This window comes from Phaeodactylibacter sp., from assembly GCF_040219495.1.
Lineage (GTDB): Bacteria > Bacteroidota > Bacteroidia > Chitinophagales > Saprospiraceae > Phaeodactylibacter.
Map to the genome: position 1 here is coordinate 1 of NZ_JAVJSK010000056.1, position 16,771 is coordinate 16,771.

At 51.0% G+C, this 16,771-nt stretch carries 15 protein-coding genes; 12 read left to right on the plus strand and 3 right to left on the minus strand.

What is annotated here, in order from left to right; all coding sequences use genetic code 11:
* Positions 1-266: 266 nt before the first annotated feature.
* Positions 267-1,316: a Smr/MutS family protein gene (locus RIC19_RS08360; protein ID WP_350177850.1), complete on the minus strand. Its 1,050-nt coding sequence runs from the start codon at positions 1,314-1,316 to the stop codon at positions 267-269.
* Between the two features lie 55 nt (positions 1,317-1,371).
* Here RIC19_RS08360 and RIC19_RS08365 point away from each other — a divergent pair, with 55 nt between their 5' ends.
* The 7 genes from RIC19_RS08365 (at position 1,372) to RIC19_RS08395 (ending at position 8,826) form a co-directional block, all read left to right on the plus strand.
* Entirely contained in the window at positions 1,372-2,025 is a 654-nt protein-coding gene (locus RIC19_RS08365; protein ID WP_350177851.1) for a class I SAM-dependent methyltransferase, read from the plus strand.
* Between the two features lie 818 nt (positions 2,026-2,843).
* A complete protein-coding gene (locus RIC19_RS08370) occupies positions 2,844-3,143 on the plus strand; it encodes a hypothetical protein (protein WP_350177852.1) in 300 nt (99 codons plus the stop codon).
* Entirely contained in the window at positions 3,133-3,285 is a 153-nt protein-coding gene (locus RIC19_RS08375) for a hypothetical protein (RefSeq protein ID WP_350177853.1), read from the plus strand. Before RIC19_RS08370 ends, RIC19_RS08375 begins: the two co-directional genes overlap by 11 nt.
* Before the next feature lie 427 nt (positions 3,286-3,712).
* Positions 3,713-4,717, plus strand: coding sequence for a 3-oxoacyl-ACP synthase III family protein (locus RIC19_RS08380; RefSeq protein ID WP_350177854.1), 1,005 nt, complete (start codon positions 3,713-3,715; stop codon positions 4,715-4,717).
* Between the two features lie 202 nt (positions 4,718-4,919).
* Positions 4,920-6,434, plus strand: a complete 1,515-nt coding sequence (locus tag RIC19_RS08385; protein ID WP_350177855.1) for a class I adenylate-forming enzyme family protein — start codon at positions 4,920-4,922, stop codon at positions 6,432-6,434.
* A 78-nt stretch (positions 6,435-6,512) separates the two neighbouring features.
* Positions 6,513-7,631 carry an AAA family ATPase gene (locus RIC19_RS08390; RefSeq protein WP_350177856.1) on the plus strand — a complete coding sequence of 373 codons (1,119 nt, stop codon included), beginning with the start codon at positions 6,513-6,515 and terminating at the stop codon, positions 7,629-7,631.
* A 16-nt stretch (positions 7,632-7,647) separates the two neighbouring features.
* Positions 7,648-8,826: a class I SAM-dependent rRNA methyltransferase gene (locus RIC19_RS08395; protein ID WP_350177857.1), complete on the plus strand. Its 1,179-nt coding sequence runs from the start codon at positions 7,648-7,650 to the stop codon at positions 8,824-8,826.
* Between the two features lie 111 nt (positions 8,827-8,937).
* On the opposite strand, the gene RIC19_RS08400 is transcribed toward RIC19_RS08395, so the two are convergent.
* Entirely contained in the window at positions 8,938-9,831 is an 894-nt protein-coding gene (locus RIC19_RS08400; protein ID WP_350177858.1) for a LysR family transcriptional regulator, read from the minus strand.
* Between the two features lie 138 nt (positions 9,832-9,969).
* Here RIC19_RS08400 and RIC19_RS08405 point away from each other — a divergent pair, with 138 nt between their 5' ends.
* The 4 genes from RIC19_RS08405 to RIC19_RS08420 all read left to right on the plus strand — a co-directional run bounded on the left by RIC19_RS08405 (position 9,970) and on the right by RIC19_RS08420 (position 15,225).
* Positions 9,970-11,436: a proton-conducting transporter transmembrane domain-containing protein gene (locus RIC19_RS08405; protein WP_350177859.1), complete on the plus strand. Its 1,467-nt coding sequence runs from the start codon at positions 9,970-9,972 to the stop codon at positions 11,434-11,436.
* Between the two features lie 30 nt (positions 11,437-11,466).
* Complete coding sequence (locus tag RIC19_RS08410; RefSeq protein WP_350177860.1) at positions 11,467-14,010, plus strand: DUF2309 domain-containing protein; 2,544 nt, start codon at positions 11,467-11,469, stop codon at positions 14,008-14,010.
* Between the two features lie 349 nt (positions 14,011-14,359).
* Positions 14,360-14,839 (plus strand): hypothetical protein, encoded by a 480-nt coding sequence (locus RIC19_RS08415; RefSeq protein WP_350177861.1) that lies wholly within the window; start codon positions 14,360-14,362, stop codon positions 14,837-14,839.
* Complete coding sequence (locus RIC19_RS08420) at positions 14,836-15,225, plus strand: hypothetical protein (RefSeq protein WP_350177862.1); 390 nt, start codon at positions 14,836-14,838, stop codon at positions 15,223-15,225. Before RIC19_RS08415 ends, RIC19_RS08420 begins: the two co-directional genes overlap by 4 nt.
* Positions 15,226-15,320: 95 nt before the next feature.
* On the opposite strand, the gene RIC19_RS08425 is transcribed toward RIC19_RS08420, so the two are convergent.
* Complete coding sequence (locus RIC19_RS08425) at positions 15,321-15,929, minus strand: TetR/AcrR family transcriptional regulator (RefSeq protein WP_350177863.1); 609 nt, start codon at positions 15,927-15,929, stop codon at positions 15,321-15,323.
* Between the two features lie 97 nt (positions 15,930-16,026).
* Here RIC19_RS08425 and RIC19_RS08430 point away from each other — a divergent pair, with 97 nt between their 5' ends.
* Entirely contained in the window at positions 16,027-16,659 is a 633-nt protein-coding gene (locus RIC19_RS08430) for a sterol desaturase family protein (protein ID WP_350177864.1), read from the plus strand.
* Positions 16,660-16,771 lie beyond the last annotated feature (112 nt).

Sequence of the window (16,771 nt, forward strand, 5' to 3'; positions counted from 1 at the left end):
AACTACACTTTTTTGCTTACACTTCGTCCCGAAAATCCTCATTTAGCTAAGGCTAAACTCCGGTTTTCGTGCCTCGTCTAACCAAAAAATTGTTAGTTTTCGACTAGAAGACAAAAGTCCCAACAAGCTCTAAATTTTCATTTAGCCCGCTAAACTCAAATTTATTGACTTTGCCAGAACCATAAATCCTTGATTTTCGTGACGAAACCGCTCCAAACAAGCTCTGTAATGATCCCCGACGCATCAAGTCTGCTGATTGATCGTCGCTAAAAGATCACCTCCGTAGCCCCATACCCATACCGGTGGTGGTACTCATTACGGAAGGAGCGTACTTCCGGCATTTGAATCAGCCGGCTCGCGATCGCATCCCGCAGTTTGCCCTTGCCAATACCGTGGATGATGAAGACCCGCTCTACGCCCAACCGTATGGCTTTGCGCAGGTACTGATCGAAGTGGAAGAGCTGAATCCGCAGGATTTCGGCGTTATTCATTTTTTTGAAATTACTGCTTAGCTGCTCAATGTGGAGGTCGATTTCAGGGATGAACTCGGCCATCTCCAGCACCTCGTGCGGCATGCGGGTGCGGATGTCCTGCCACTCCGGCTTAGGGCGGGTATTTTTGCGGGTATAGTCCCGAAGGTCTTCCGCTTCTTTTTTGTCATTTTGCTGGTCTGCATCAGGCTCGAAGATCAGGAACAGGTGCACCTTGCGGTTGAGCAGGGGAGCGGTCTTGGTGCGCTTGAAGAACTGCTTGGGGCGGATACGCAGGTGCTTTTCCATTTTAGGCCCGGTGCCACTTGTCGTCAGGCGCCAGCAGGATACCGCTACTGATGGGGCATCATTCAGCTGGTCGAAATGCAGTTGCCCGACCGGGACAAAAGACGTGCGGTCCATCTTTTGGTTCTCGCGCTGCACCACCCGCCCGTCGAGTTGCAGCTCAAAGGTAAACAGGTAGTCATTGCGGGTATCGTTGAGCAGGTAGATATTGTACTGCCGGACCTGCCCGTCGGGCTCCGGCAGCGGGTCAAAGGCCACCTGAATGCCTTTGCTCTTGATAATAAGGTACTGGCTCTCGATCTCAGGCCGTTTCGGAGGTATCGTTTTTTTCTCCTGCTTGCCCGGTACAAATTTAGCTTTTATGCCCGGTTGAGTGGAAGGCGCAGGCTCCGGGCGGGCAAGATCTTCCAGGAAGACCGGGATCTCGTCCCCGTCATCTAGGCGTACTTTGGCCATGCCCTCCCCGTGGAGGAGCTCCGTGACCACCCCGTCTTCACGCAAGTGCACCAAACGCACCCGTGTGCCTACCGATATAAGCATGGACCAATGATTTATTTTACCTTTGGATGCACACAAAGTACGACGCTCAGGGGTTATGGCAAAACAACGACATTCGAATCTTCGGTGGAAAATTGCACAATGGGCAGAAGCTCGTTGGTGGAAACGCTATTTGGCGGCTAAGATTCCGGAAAACTACCTGGCGCAAAAAGCAGCCTACTGGCATCGTATCATGCAGGAAACGGGTATCGATATAGCCCCCGGTAGCGAGGTGCTGGATGCCGGCTGCGGGCCTGCCGGGATTAATATGGTGCTGTCCCAAGCCAGGGTCAGCGCTATTGACCCCTTGCTGGGCCACTACACGGCATTGCCTCATTTTCAGGCCGGCGCATTCCCCAATGTTGCCTTTCGGCAAATGGCCCTGGAAGAGCTGGAGGCAGTTGCTGTTTTTGACCAGATTTTTTGCCTGAATGTCATCAATCATGTCGCTGACCTGCCCCTGTCCCTGCAAAAACTACGTCAGGCACTGAAGCCGGACGGCACTTGCTGGCTCTCCGTCGATGCACACCGCTATCCGATATTGCAACCGGTTTTTGCTGCAATTCCCGGAGATGTGCTGCACCCGCATCAATACACCCTGTCTCAGTATGAAGCACAGGTGAAAAGAGCAGGCTTCAGCATTTTACGCAGACAACGGCTAAAGCCCGGCGGCTTATTCGATTACTGGATATTTGAGCTGAAACGGGTCTAGCAATCAGGGCACTTCTTACACCGCTTCCCTTTCTTGTACTTCTTACAACACTTTTTCTTCTTCTTAGCCTCCACGATGGGGAGCGGAAAGGGTAGGCGTACTGCAGTTGGATCGGCATCGGTCCGGTTGGTCGATCTTCTGGTCATGGCTTTTGCTTGTTGATAGAATGAATCGTTAGTTTTATTTAGACAAATTTAAAATAAGCTGGTTCTAAAATGGGATGACGAATGTCACCTTTTTTGTCATGGGAGTGCCATAAAAATTGTGCAACGGTTAACCACCATATTCCCAAGCTTTGGCGCATTGAAAAATTGGGGTTTAATCGGATTTGGTACAGTTTTGCTTTTTTAAGTCAAGGCTTATTGAATGACTGTGCATCCTGGTGTTACGTTGCCAATTGATTGTTTTGGGTATCCAAATTTTAATTGGTGTAGTTGAATCCGGGTGAACCAAGATTCTATTCCGGATTTGTATTTGACCTGATTGTTCTAACTGAAAGAGAAAAGACCATGTTTGTGAAACGACTGTTGACACTTAGAGCGTGTTGGGACTTTTGTAATCGGTCTGTCCCGGTCGGTGCACCGGGACACTTTCTTGCTTACACTAGTCCCGAAAATCCTTCCCGCAAACTGCGGGACAGGCTATTTAGCTAAGGCTAAACTCCGGTTTTCGCGCCTCGCATAACCAAAAAATTGTTAGTTTTCGACTAGAAGACAAAAGTCCCAATACGCTCTAAGTCAGGCCTGCTCAAAATCGGCAACTATGATACCTGGCGCCTCACTTACGGTCAGGGTATTGCGGCACCAACCATTCTCAATATGTTCGGTGACCTCTTCAACGGGTTGATCCTGGGCAATTCGGATGGCCTCACACTGGCTGATGGCACACAGGTGCCCAAGCAAACGGTCGAACGCCTGCAAACCACTGAGTTGGGCTACCGGGGGCAGTTGGTACCGGACAAGCTGTTTATTGATGCCAATGCCTACTACAATATCTCTGAAGACTTCCTGAGCCCGCTCGTACCCGGAGCTGACCTACCGGGGCCGGCCTATTACCGAAGATGCCCGGAGCGCCGATACCTACAACTACGGCCCACTTGGTGGATTTGTGACCGTTGACTTAAACCTCGGTTACCGCTTTAATGACCGTTATCAGGTAAATTTATCTGCAGTTAACCTCTTCAATCAGGAACTGCGGGAGTTTACAGCAGCCGCGCCAACTCGCGGTATTTATACGATGGAGTTCCGGATCAACCTGTAAAGGAAGCGGCTGGAATCCAACAGGGGCATGTCCGTAAAAGAAGGCCTTGACTTTACGGGCATGCCCTTTCTTTTCGGGCCCTTTGTGGGAAAAGCAAACGGCAAATACTACATTAGCTTATTATTAGAGTTTATTGACGTAAAATTTGTGTGTCCCTGGATTGCCTTTTTCATCAGCTCCGCATCACGCATGCCTGTGTCTCGTTCTGGCCACCGGAGAGCGAAGTATCGATACGCAGGCAGGTCCTCACCTTCGTAGCTACACGAAGAAAGAGGATTAAAGGGCTAACTTTCTGAAGTCGAGGTTCCGGGCGCTCTCCCGCTATTTTGGCGGGACAGGTCTTGATCTGGCAAAAAATCCTAACCCATGGCCTACACAAAGCCTGCATTAATAAACGCTATTCAACCAAACAAAATCAATTGAGCGCATGCGCAATGCCTATATCTGTTCAGTAGGAGCTTACGCTCCGGAGCAGGTCATACCCAATAGCTACTTCAATGAGGCCCTGGGAGAAGACGTAGACACCTGGTTGCGGGAGAACGTCGCCATCTATGAGCGCCGCTGGTGCACCGAGGAAGAAAGCACTGCCGACCTGAGCGAAAAAGCCGCACGTCAGGCCCTGGACCGGGCCGGCCTTTCTCCGGAAGATATAGACCTGATCGTCTTGTCAACGGATACGCCGGAGTTTATTTCCCCTTCTACTTCGTCTGTGGTACAGAACCGGCTTGGTGCCAAAAATGCCGGGACCTTTGACATCAATACCGCTTGTGCGGGCTTCGTAACGGCTATGGACATCGGCTCCAAGTACATCCGGTCTGATGAACAGTACAATCATGTGTTGGTGATTGGGGCTTATGCTATGAGCAAATACCTCAATAAAACCGACAAAAAAACGGTCACCCTCTTTGCCGATGGGGCAGGGGCAGTGGTACTTAAAGCCGGAGAAGACAAGAACAAAGGCGTGCTGGCCACTGAACTGATCACGGAAGGGCAGTACAACGAGTGGATGGGCATCTACGGTGGTGCTGCTAAAAAGCCCGTTACTCACGAGATGATTGATCAGCACGGGCATCAGTTGCAATTTGTGCGTAAATTCCCCAAAGAGCTCAATCCGGAAATCTGGTCTCAAATGGCTAATAACCTGAGCCGGCGCATTGGCGTTGGGCAGGAAGAAATTGACCACTTCTTCATTACCCAAATCAACATCAACAGCATTTGGGAAACGATGGACCGCCTCGGGCAGCCCCGGGAAAAAGCTCATACAGTGATGCATTATTACGGTTATACGGGTTCGGCTTGTATTCCTATGGCTTTCAATAAGGCTTATGAGGAAGGTAAGCTGAAAGCCGGGCAGCTGGCTTACTTTATTGGCTCGGGTGGCGGACTGGCTTTTGCGAGTGCTGCGGTACGCTTGGGTGATGAATTGGGGTAGAGGGGTTTATGTAGAGTTCGGGAGAGTGGGGTTCACGCAGCGTTCGCGGAGTAGGGGGGCATGCGAATAATTGTCAGTCGCCTTTGCGCCCTTTAATTGAAAAACTTCAAAGTCATAACCGTAATTTGATGCATTCAACCTTTAGCACATACGAGTGTACAGGCTGACAACACGCTCTAAAACGCTCCAAACCCTAACCACCATGCAAGTACAACCCATACTCCAACAAGACTGGATAGCAAAATGGGCGCTCTACAGCCCGAACAAAGTAGCAGTCAGGGAAGCCGAAACAGGCCGTGTACTGACTTACGGGCAGCTCGACCGGCTCAGCGATGCCCTTTGTGCCTACCTGCAGGAGCAGTACGGTATCAAAATGGGTGACCATATCGCGCTCCTGGCAGAAAACAACCTGGAGTACATTGCCCTCTTCGCCGCGATGCAGCGCATGGGCTTTGTGCTTGTGCCCCTGAATTACCGCCTGGCTGCCGCTGAGATCGACTACCTGCTCCAAGATGCTGCCCCCAAGCTGATCATCTGCGAAGCCAAATTTGAGCCACAGCTGAAAGCGGGGCACGAACTGGCGAAGGTGGCTCATTATATGCCCTGGAGCACGCTAAGCGATTTTTGTGAACAGGCTAAAGACGAGGTCCACCCTGCTTTTCTCCTGCAGCCGGTAGGGGCCGATCATCCGGCCTTTATTTTATATACTTCGGGTACGACTGGCTTCCCCAAGGGCGCTATTTACAGTCATAAGATGCTTTTTTGGAACAGCATCAATACGGCTATGAGCCTGATTGTGAATACCGAAAGCCGGACGGTCAATGTGATGCCGCCTTTCCATACCGGGGGCTGGAATGTGCTCACCACACCTTTCCTGCACCACGGTGGATACACGGTGCTGATGCGCAAATTTGACCCGGAGCGAGTGCTTCAGCTCCTGCAGGAAGAACGGGCGACCCTGTTCATGGGCGTGCCTACCATCCTGAAGATGATGGCAGAAGCACCGGGCTTCGAAGCAGCGAAATTCTCCGACTTGTACTACCTGATTGTGGGCGGTGAGCCCATGCCTATACCGCTCATTGAGAAGTGGGACAAAAAAGGGGTACCGGTGAGGCAGGGCTACGGTATGACCGAAGTAGGGCCCAACTTGTTTTCCTTGCATCAGGATGATGCCATCCGGAAGAAAGGCTCAATCGGGCGCCCGAATTATTATGTGCAGACCCGTATCGTCGATGCTCAGGGTAGGGATACGGCGCAAGGGGAGGCTGGCGAACTCTGGCTGAAAGGCCCGATGGTGACCCCGGGCTACTGGCAAAACGAGGCCGCTACGCAAAAATCCATGACTGATGGCTGGTTCCATACCGGGGATATGGTAAGGGCGGATGAGGGCCATTATTTCTTTGTAGTGGACCGCATCAAGAACATGTACATTTCCGGCGGTGAGAATGTCTATCCGGCAGAAGTGGAACGCGTACTGCAGGCTCATCCTGATGTAGCGGAAGCCGCGGTCATTGGTGTGCCCGATGAGAAGTGGGGTGAGTCCGGCCGGGCGTTTGTGGTGTTGAAAGCCGGAGCAGCAGCAGTGGAGGTCGAAGCCCTGCGCACGTATTGCAAGGCTCATTTGGCCAAATTCAAAGTGCCGCGGGAGGTAGTGTTCCTGCCCGAGCTCCCCAAGAATGATACCGGGAAGATCAACCGCACTGCCCTGAAGGGTTAGCACCTCCGGCAAGGAGGCTGGCCGTCTTCAGCAGATGGGAAAAAATCCCTACCTTGCCCTATCTCAAAATCAGCGCCTATGAAAAACATTTATGTCGCTGCCACCGGGCAGCATATTGGTAAGACCACTTCTACGCTTGGCATCGTCGCTAACCTTCAAAAGATGGGCTACAATACAGGCTACTGTAAGCCCGTCGGCCAGCAGCATCTGACGGTCAACGGGAAAACAGCAGATAAGGATGCCGTGCTGTTCTCTCAGGTCATCGGCTTTGAGTTGATCCCCGAATACCACAGCCCGGTTATTTTGGGGCGGGGCGCGACCAAAGCCTACCTGGACAACCCCGGGGACTTTGAATACCCGAAGGCGATCCGGGCGGCAGCCGAAAAACTGGAACCCAACTTTGACGTGATGGTCTATGAAGGCACGGGCCACCCCGGAGTGGGTGGGGTAGTGGACCTTTCGAATGCGGATGTGGCCAAAATGCTGGATGCGGGCGTGGTGATGGTAGTGGAAGGCGGCATAGGCCGTACCATTGACCGGCTGATCATGAGCACTGCTTTATTCAGGGAGCACAACCTGCCGTTAATTGGTGTGATTGTGAATAAGGTTATTCCCGAAAAGCACGATGAGGTCACGCATTTTGTAGGCAAGAAGTTGGAAAAGATGGGCATACCGCTACTCGGAGTAGTACCCTTTGACAAAACCCTGCTCTTTCCCATTATGGAAACGGTAAATGATGCGGTAGACGGCCGGTTCGTTTTCAACGGGCACCGGCTGAATAACCGGGTGGAGGATATCATGGCGGGGTCGCTGGTGGACCTCAACGAGTTTAGTGCTTTCCGCAATATCCTGCTGGTCGTCAGCCACAAGCGGCTGAATGAAGCCATTGAGAAGGTCAAGCAGATTGCCAAGATGAAAAACCTGAAACGGACTCCGCTATCCGGCGTGATCGTGACCGGCGATGGCAAGCGGGCAAATTGGTACAAGCCGGAAGAAATGGAGCATCCCTATTTTATCAATAACGAGATACCGGTCATCACCACCCAACTCGATACTTACGGCTCGGTGGTGAAGGTCAGCCGTATTGAGGTGAAGATCAATACCCGGACCCCCTGGAAGATTAAGCGGGCCATCACGCTGATCCGGGAGCACGTGGATTTTGATTTGATGATGGAAGAATTGAAGAAGTTGAAATAAGGGCTACCTTTACCACATGAAGCAAGTTGTAATACGGAAGAAAAAAGTAGTGGCGCTGCGCCGCCGCCACCCCTGGGTTTTCAGTGGTGCCATCAAGACTGCTCCCGAGGGGGTACAGGATGGTGATACCGTGCAGGTGGTAGGTGAAGATGAGGAACCTTTAGGGTTTGGCCACTTTCAGCACGGCAGCATCATGGTGCGCATGATCACCTTCGGGGAAGCTATGCCCGATCAGGCCTTTTGGGACGATCGGCTTCAAAATGCCTGGAATTGCCGTTCCGTGCTGGGGCTTACGCAGCGAGAGGACCTCAATGCCTACCGGTTGATCCACGCTGAGGGTGATGGCCTGCCGGGGCTCATTATCGATATTTATGCCGGTGTGGCGGTGGTGCAATGCCATTCTATCGGGATGCACCGGGCTTTGCCGCAGCTTACCCTCGCGCTGCGCAACGTGCTTGGCGCTCAGCTCAGTGCTGTGTATGATAAAAGTGCCGAGACCCTGCCCCGCAATTACGCCGAAGCCATCACGAATGGGTACGTATGGGGAGAAAGCGCTCCAACGCCGGTTTTGGAATACGGGCATCAATTCTGGGTGAACTGGGAGACGGGCCAGAAAACCGGCTTTTTCATCGATCAGCGGGAAAACCGGCAGCTGCTGGCCAAGTATGCACCGGGTAAGAAAGTGCTGAATACCTTCTGCTACACCGGTGGTTTTTCCATCTACGCCCTTCAGGCCGGAGCCCGTCAGGTGGATTCTGTGGATGTCTCTCAACCGGCTATGGAACTGACCGACCGCAACGTTGCTCTGGGCGGTTTTGAAGCCGGGCGCCACCACAGCCATACGCAGGATGTGATGACTTTTCTCAAGACTGCTCCTACTGATTATGACATCGTGGTTGTGGACCCGCCGGCTTTCGCCAAAAATATCAAGAAGCGCCATAATGCCGTGCAGGGGTACAAGCGCCTGAATGCGCTGGCGCTGCAAAAAGTAAAACCGGGCGGTTTGTTGTTTACCTTTTCCTGTTCGCAGGTGGTAGACCGGGCGCTGTTCAACAATACCATCGTAGCGGCTGCCCACGAAGCCGGGCGCAGTGCGCGCATCCTGCACCAGCTGTCCCAACCGGCAGACCACCCCGTTGGCATTTTTCACCCGGAAGGGGAGTACCTCAAAGGCCTGGTCCTCTATGTAGACTAGCCTTGATGCGTCGGGTCAGTGCAGTGGGGAAACGAGCTGTTTTCAACCACACGTCCCGGTAATTACCGGGATTTCAGGAGCTTAGCCTGAGCTGATTGACTGAAAAAAAGTCTACTGATGCAAGCCCAGGCGGTTGTCGAAGCTATCGATGATACGGTCGCGCAGGTATTGGGCGACCTTCGCTTGTATGTCCGACCGGAAGAGGGAGATTTGAGTCGCGGAAAGCTTTGGCAGCCCGCTCTTGACGATAACGCAATCCTCCGGCACCAAGCTTTGCGGCAATGCGGCCAGTCCCAGCCCCGCCCTTATGGCCAGTAGTTTGCTGTTGTAGCTCTCGCTTACATAGGCCAGGTCAATCGAAAACTGCTCGGCATTCAGCTGATGCAGCACCTGCCGCCGGTAGACACAAGGCTCGGGGGAGACGATGACCGGTACTTGTTTGGCAAACTGCCATTCATTGCATTCTTTCTCACTTCGGCCCACCCATACGAGGGGATCGTACCAGGTTTTGACGATGCGGTCGGGGTAAGCCACATTGAGCTGCTCGTGCTTGAGGATCACCAGCTCGTACTCATTCGCCTTGAAGTTTTGGTAGAGGTTTTCTGTAAGGTCGCATTCCACAGATAGCTGAATGCGGGGGTACTGCTCCCGGAACCGTGCCAGGATCGGTAAGAGGTAGTGGGTGGCCAGGTCTTCCGGTATGCCCAGCCGCACCCGCCCTTCGATTTCTTCGCTGAACAGTTCCTCCCGCAGCTGCTGCTCTACATGCAGCATACGCATGCCGTGCCGGTAGACCACCTCGCCGGCCTCTGTCATCCGGAGCTGCCGCCCCTGCTTTTTGACCAGTTGCTGCCCTGCAAGTTGCTCTAATTTTTTGATCTGCTGACTGATGGCCGACTGTGTTCGCCCCAGTTCATTGGCCGCCAGGCTGTACCCTTGCTGATCGATGAGTGTAATAAATGTTCGGAGCAGGGGTAAATCCAGGTATAAAATTTTGTGATCCATCTTTAGGCTTTACGATGCACACGGCAGTTAAATTCCAACTCAAAGCTATTAGTTTTTCTAATAATAAGCATCAAGATTTTTAATTTTATTTATAGAGAAGCGCATTATACCTTGCAGCCCGAAATCAACACCAACAAAATGATTTTAATCGGACTGCTTACGTTTGCACTACTTGGATTACTAAGCCCACTTCCCAAAGCGGAGCGTTACAGCACCACCCTCACCGGTCTGGCGTTGCTGATCAGCTTGGGAGCACTTTTCGTGCCCGAGCTCCTTAGGGACGGTTTAGGGCTGGTTTTCTCTCCCACCAATACTTTATTGACTGCCGTAGTCAGTTTCGTCAGTTTAGCGGTTCAGGCCTACGCGCTGCGGCATTTCGGCGGTCACCGGAATCAGCGGCTGATGTTCCGTTATCTGATCGGGCTAACTTTATCGCTGGTCTTTTTCAGCGCATCGGGGCAGCTATTCCTGGCAGCCGGCAGCTTATTGGCCAGCAATTTGTTTTTATCGCGGCTCATTGGCTTTCAATTGGAATGGGCCGCCGCCCGTGCTTCCTCCCGCCTGGCGTTATTGCACCTGGCTGGAGGGGCCCTGCTGCTGCTGATTGCTGCCGGGCTGATCTACTACACAGAGGGGCATACGTCCTTTGAAGCTTTGGGCAGCGGCACTGTTTCCGGAGGTTGGGCACTGCTCATTGGCAGCCTGGTAGTGTTGTCTGCACTGGCACAATCTGCCATTTGGCCCTTCCACCGCTGGCTGATCGGTTCTGCGAATGCGCCCACACCGGTTTCTGCCTTCATGCATGCCGGGCTGGTCAACGGGGGGGCGGTTATTCTCTACAAGTTTTATCCGGTCTGGAGCCTTTTGGCCTGGAGCCCGACCCTGCTTGTGGTATTGGGCGGCTTTACGGCTATCGCTGGCACTACCTGGATGCTGGTACAAAGCGACGTCAAGCGCACTCTGACTTGTTCGACGATGGGCCAAATGGGCTTTATGATCATGCAGTGCGGCATGGGGTTGTTCCCGGCGGCCATTGCGCATATGATCTGGCACGGCTTCTTCAAAGCGTCCCTTTTCCTGAGTGCAGGCTCTACCATTAAAGCTGCCCGCAATAAAAGCCTCAGTTTGTATGGCCCCAAAGCCCTGCCTATTTTCATCTTCGGATTGACAATGGGTGGCTTGGGGGCCTTTATTTTCTGGATGTTCACTGGTAGTACCGGTGGCCTCGGCAGCACTTATGCGCTGCTCCTGTTGTTTTGCGGTATCACCTGCGCCCATGCCGTGATGACGATAGCGGAGCCATCGCCGACTACCGGGCGTTTGGTATTGGCGGCTACGTTAGGCTTGCTCGGCTCCACGATCTATGGCTTATCTGTTTGGGCGGTAGAATCCCAACTGGCACAGCTCACCGCACCTGCACTGAACGGCCTGCATATGGGCATTGCCGGGTTCTTTGTACTGGGCTGGCTGCTGATGGTTTTCCGTGACTATCTACCGGGCACCGTCAATGACAGCTGGATTGCCCGGATTTACCTGTGGGCACTTCGGGCTAGTCAGCCTATGCGTACCACACTGAATTTGCGCCGTAGCGCTTACCGGCTTTAGTCCATTTATCCATCTAAAAATCAGGAAGACATGACAACTGCTGAGACCCTCACACAACAACATATACATCAGGGCATGGAAACGCTTCAGGAAGATTTGGAACAGCTTTTCACTTTGATTGCCCCCACCTGGCCTTTGGCTCATGCGGTAGCCTGCAACCCTCTTCAGGGATTGGAAAAGCTGCCTTTTGCGAAAGCCGTACGCCGCGGGCAGGAGCTCTTTGATGCGAACACCCTGCCTGCACTCTGGCAAATCCGCAGCGCGGCAGCGCGTGGGGAAATACAGGAGCCGGCAATGGCTGATGCGGTAAGCCGGGCTCTGGAAACCCTGCCTTCCGAGCTGCCTTTCGGAAAGCAGCCGCTGAGGTTGGAGCCACTTTTTACTACTATGGTACAACGGCTCGATGAGCGGGAGGTGCCTCAGGCGGCAGATCGACTTTTGACCGACAGCCTTCGGGCGATGGGCCAACAGCGGCCCTGGCAAGCTACTCTGGAGCCTGTGAATCAGGATGCGATTACCTGGCTGGGGGCTTTTCTGGACGAGGGGCAGGCCGCCTGGCCGATGCCTTTCCGCGAACGCGGTTTCTTCCGGGCTGTGAAGTCGTTGTTGTTGCATCAAGCGGAGCAAACGAATTTTATCAGGCGGTTGCCGGAAGCCACGGGACCTGCCCTGCTGATGCTGCTGCGCCATTTAGGCATTGATAGTGCGGAGCAGCGCGACTTCCTCCGCGACCACCTGATGGCCCTGCCGGGGTGGGCTTCCTATATCCGCTGGAGGAGTGAGCAGGCAGACTATGCGCCTCAGCAGCGGTACTCTATTGATCTGGAAGATTATCTGGCGGTACGCCTGTTGCTGGCTGCGGTAAACGGAGCTGCTCAGGAAGCGCCCGAACCTGCGCCTGCAAAGGAGTGGAGCCTGCTCCATCAATGGGCGGTCGCGCAGCTGGACCCTCCCCTGGGGACGGCCGCTGCCGATTGGGCGAGCCTGCTCAAGGTGCTCAGGGAGGCTTACTATCTGATCCGGTTATCGCTTCTGGAATCCTGGGAGCAGTCCTTCCGTACCCGCATGGCGGACGACCTGCGGTCGCAGTTGGAGACCCCGGCCGTGATGGGCCGCCCGGAGGCACAACTTGCCTTTTGTATTGATGTGCGGTCGGAGCCTTTCCGCCGTCAGTTGGAAAGCTGCGGGCAGTACGAGACTTTAGGCTTCGCTGGTTTTTTCGGTCTGCCGATTGCTTATCAAACGGTGTTGGGCAAGCGGGTGAAGTCGCTGCCGGTACTGCTGCAGCCTGCGCATGAATTGAAAGAAGTGGCTGGCAGTTGCTGTACGCAGGATCTGGAAAAGCACCAAAGCGGGCTGAAGTTGCTACAGGAGTTGAAACAAGCATACAAATCGCTGAAATATAATATCGCGACGCCTTTTGCTGCTGTAGAGGCCCTGGGCTTGCCCGCTGGCCTGATCACCATAGGGCGTAGCCTGATCCCCGGGCCTTTAGCCCGGATGCGGCGGGCTGGCCGCCGCTGGTTCCGGCCGGAAATTGACCTGCTGCCCGACGTGTCCCCTGCGGCTGAATGGGGCATCCCAATGGAGCAACAAATTGCCTACGCCGGGAATGCACTGCGTATGATGGGGCTGACCCGCAACTTTGCCCCTCTGGTGGTGCTCTGCGGGCACGGGAGCCAAACTGAGAATAACCCCTATGCGGCTGCACTCGATTGTGGGGCTTGTGGCGGCAGCCACGGAGGGCCCAATGCGGCGGCCATGGCCAGTATTCTCAATCAGAAAGCGGTTCGGGAAGCATTGGCAGAAGAAGGGATTGTAATCCCCGCGGATACTCTCTTCGTTGGTGCGGAGCACAACACGACAACTGATGCGGTCCGCCTGATCGACCTGCCGGAACTGGACGCCGTAAAACAGGTGCAGATCACAGCCCTGCGAAGCAATTTGGCGGAAGCCCAGCAGCGCAACCTGAACGTACGGGCGGTACAGTTTGGGCTCAAAGACAGCAAAGGGATGCTACGCCGCAGCGCCGACTGGTCGGAAGTGCGCCCGGAATGGGGGCTGGCCGGAAATGCCGGATTTGTAGTTGCTCCCCGCCACATGACGGCAAATCTCGACCTGAAAGGCCGCTGCTTTCTGCACTCCTACGACTGGTCGCAGGATCCTGAAAGCAAGAGTCTGGAAGTGATCCTGACTGCCCCACTCGTCGTCGCGCAGTGGATCAACAATCAGTACTTTTTCTCTACAGTTGACAACACCGCCTTCGGCAGCGGCAGTAAAGTGACCCACAATGTAGTTGGTAAAATCGGTATCATGCAGGGCAATGGCAGTGACCTCATGCACGGCCTGCCCTGGCAATCAGTCATGAAAAACGACGAGGAGCTCTACCATAAGCCCCTGCGGCTGACCGCCTTCGTGGTAGCGCCAAGAGAACGCGTGCAGATGCTGGTAGAAAAGCATGAAGTACTGCAAAAGTTGCTTTACAATGCGTGGATTGCCTTAGAGGTACTCGACCCGGAGACGTCGCAAATGTGGGCGCTGGAGGTTGATGGGGCCTGGCGTGAAATAGCCTGATTGTTTTTTTCCTTCATCTGGTGTAAGAGCGTGTTGGGGTTCAATTGGGTTGCTTTTCAAACGACAGTGTTTTATATTGTGGTGGTTTGAGCCCGGTTTTACCTGTGCATCAATCGGCTAGTCCAAAATAATGCGGCGTGGTTCACGCTTTGAAGCCCGGGAGGTGCCTGACTTTTACGCTCTGAGCAGTTGTTTCCCGTTTACAAACGGTTATAACCGTTTGTAAACGGGTAGTAGCTTGTAAGTGATTGATTGTCAAGCTGCTATTTTGTGGTGGGGGAGTGTGTAGGTGGGTGTGTGAAATGGGGGGGATGTTCGTATATATCCTAGTTGTGCTTCATTAGAGTAAATGACAAAAATCGAATTAACATATAAAGATTGGAGCTTTGAAGTCGATAAGGAATTGACCATTAATGAATATTCTAGAATTGACAAACCTAGTGCTGAGAGTTGCGGTTGTGGAAACTGTTTGAACTATATCGCATTTAGGAAAAAAGTATTTCCAGCTGAAATAGGTCATTTATTTGATAAATTAGGGATTGACCCAAATAAAGAAATTGAAATTAGCCATATGGCAAAATTAGAAAACGGTTTACATTACTATTGTGGTTGGTTTCATTTCATAGGAAATTTCAATGGAAAAGACTGTTCAATCCCTTTGCCGAGTGGCGGATTTACTTTAGATTTTCACCAAATAACAGACAATTTTGGTATTGGGTTTACTAAAGCAAAAACTATGTCAGTATTCAAAATTGACCAAGATTTAGTTCAAGTAGAATTTGACTGTAGAATTCCTTGGGTAATAGATAAAGATATTGAAGGCGAATGAAAAAAGAATACACCATATTTCTAAGTAAGGAAAAATTGGGAACAACTCGATTAGAAAACGCTGATGCACCAATGGGAGTCGTTTTTGGTGAGATTTCATTTACAAAAATGAATATCGGATATGACTTTATTAAAGAATATTGTAAGTCCAACGGAATTGAATTAGCAAGTGATTACCCCGAAGATAAACTCATTTCAACTCGAACAATAGAGCAACTGACGGTTAAGGACGATTCAGGTATCGAAATTAAAGGAATTGGAAATCAAATTAGTGGAATGGATAGTGAAGGATTTGAAATTACATTGGAAGGCATTCCATATCCCTTTTTCGAAGAAGAATTTCCAAATCACGTGAAAGAATACAATGAAATGTTTAAAGAGAAATAATAACGAAAGCACAACAATCTGTATAGTGCATAGCACCCTGCGGGATGCTACGACACCATACAGTAACCGTTGTGCTTCATTTTCAAAAACCTAGTCTACTTTTTTAGAAGTAATTGAATATAGTTACGAAGGTGTGTGAGTTGCTTGGCTGTTAAGTCAGGCTCATTCAGAGCTTTTGAAACGATAAAGGCCCCCTCAAAGATTACTACAAATTGATCTGCCAGTGATGGTATATCTATTTCAATTTTACTTTTTTCATTAATCTTAGCTTGTTTTAATAGATCAATAAATGTTTTTCTCCATTCTAAAATAGAATTGGCAATCAGGTCTTTAGTTTCTTGATCAAACTGAGAAGTCTCATTTGTATAAGAAGCATAAAGGCAACTTGGAGGTTCTTCGAGGGTGCTCATTCCATCAATGAAGACTTGTACAAAATCTATGAGTCGCTCTACAGGTCTATCCTCCATACTTTTAGTCTCTTCCAGGCCATGCTCTAAATGAGACTTGTCTTCTCTTGCATATTCTTCGATTAAGGATTTTGCCAGATGGTTCTTTGTTTTAAAGTGATAAAAGAATGCCCCCTTGGTGATCCCTGTCTTCTCCAGTATTTTATCTACAGAGGTGCCCGCAAATCCATTTTCATAAATCAATGCTCTTGACTCGGTTAGTATCTTATCTCTAGTAGGTTTTCCATCTCTTGCCATTAAACAAATATAAAAAAAAATAAACAGACTAGTTGGTTTAATTAAATAAACATCTATATTTGCACCAACTAGTCTGTTAAACTATAAATTTTAAAAAATGGAAAATATAATTTCGCACTTACCAACTCCGTTGGAAATTATTCTTGATCCGATTTCACTAATCGTATTATCAATGTATGCGGCGCTAATGATTTGGGAATCTTTAGTGCCAGGGAGAAAACTGCCTAATGTACGTCATTGGAAACTGAAAGGAATAATTTCCTTTATCGTCTTCTTCTTTGTATCATCCTATTTACCAATTTGGATTGACCCTTTCATATCACAGTATTTGCTATTCGATTTGTCAGGTTGGGGAACTTTCGGTGGTATGTTGATCGGAATTCTCGGTTATCAACTGGTATTTTATATATATCACAGGAGTGTTCATAGGTTTGACTTGCTTTGGAGAACATTTCACCAAATGCATCATAGCGCTGAAAGATTAGATACATATGGAGCTTTCTTCTTTAGCCCAGCAGAAATGATTTCTTTTACTTTCCTTGGAAGCTTTGTCTTTGCCTTCCTTATAGGGCTGTCTCCACAAGCGGTTACCGGAGTTATCCTATTGTTGAATTTTTTCACAATATTTCAACATGCAAATATTCGCACTCCGAGATGGTTAGGGTATATAATACAAAGGCCTGAGAGTCATACCATTCATCATAGGGTGTTCGGTTTGCTAACCATCTGATGTACCGCTTTTTAGTTCCCTATCCATTTGTTTTCGTAGTCCGTAATGGTTATGGCAGATGTTTTCATTTTGCCAGTCAATGACCTGCTGGCAGCTTACGGTTTTCATTGAT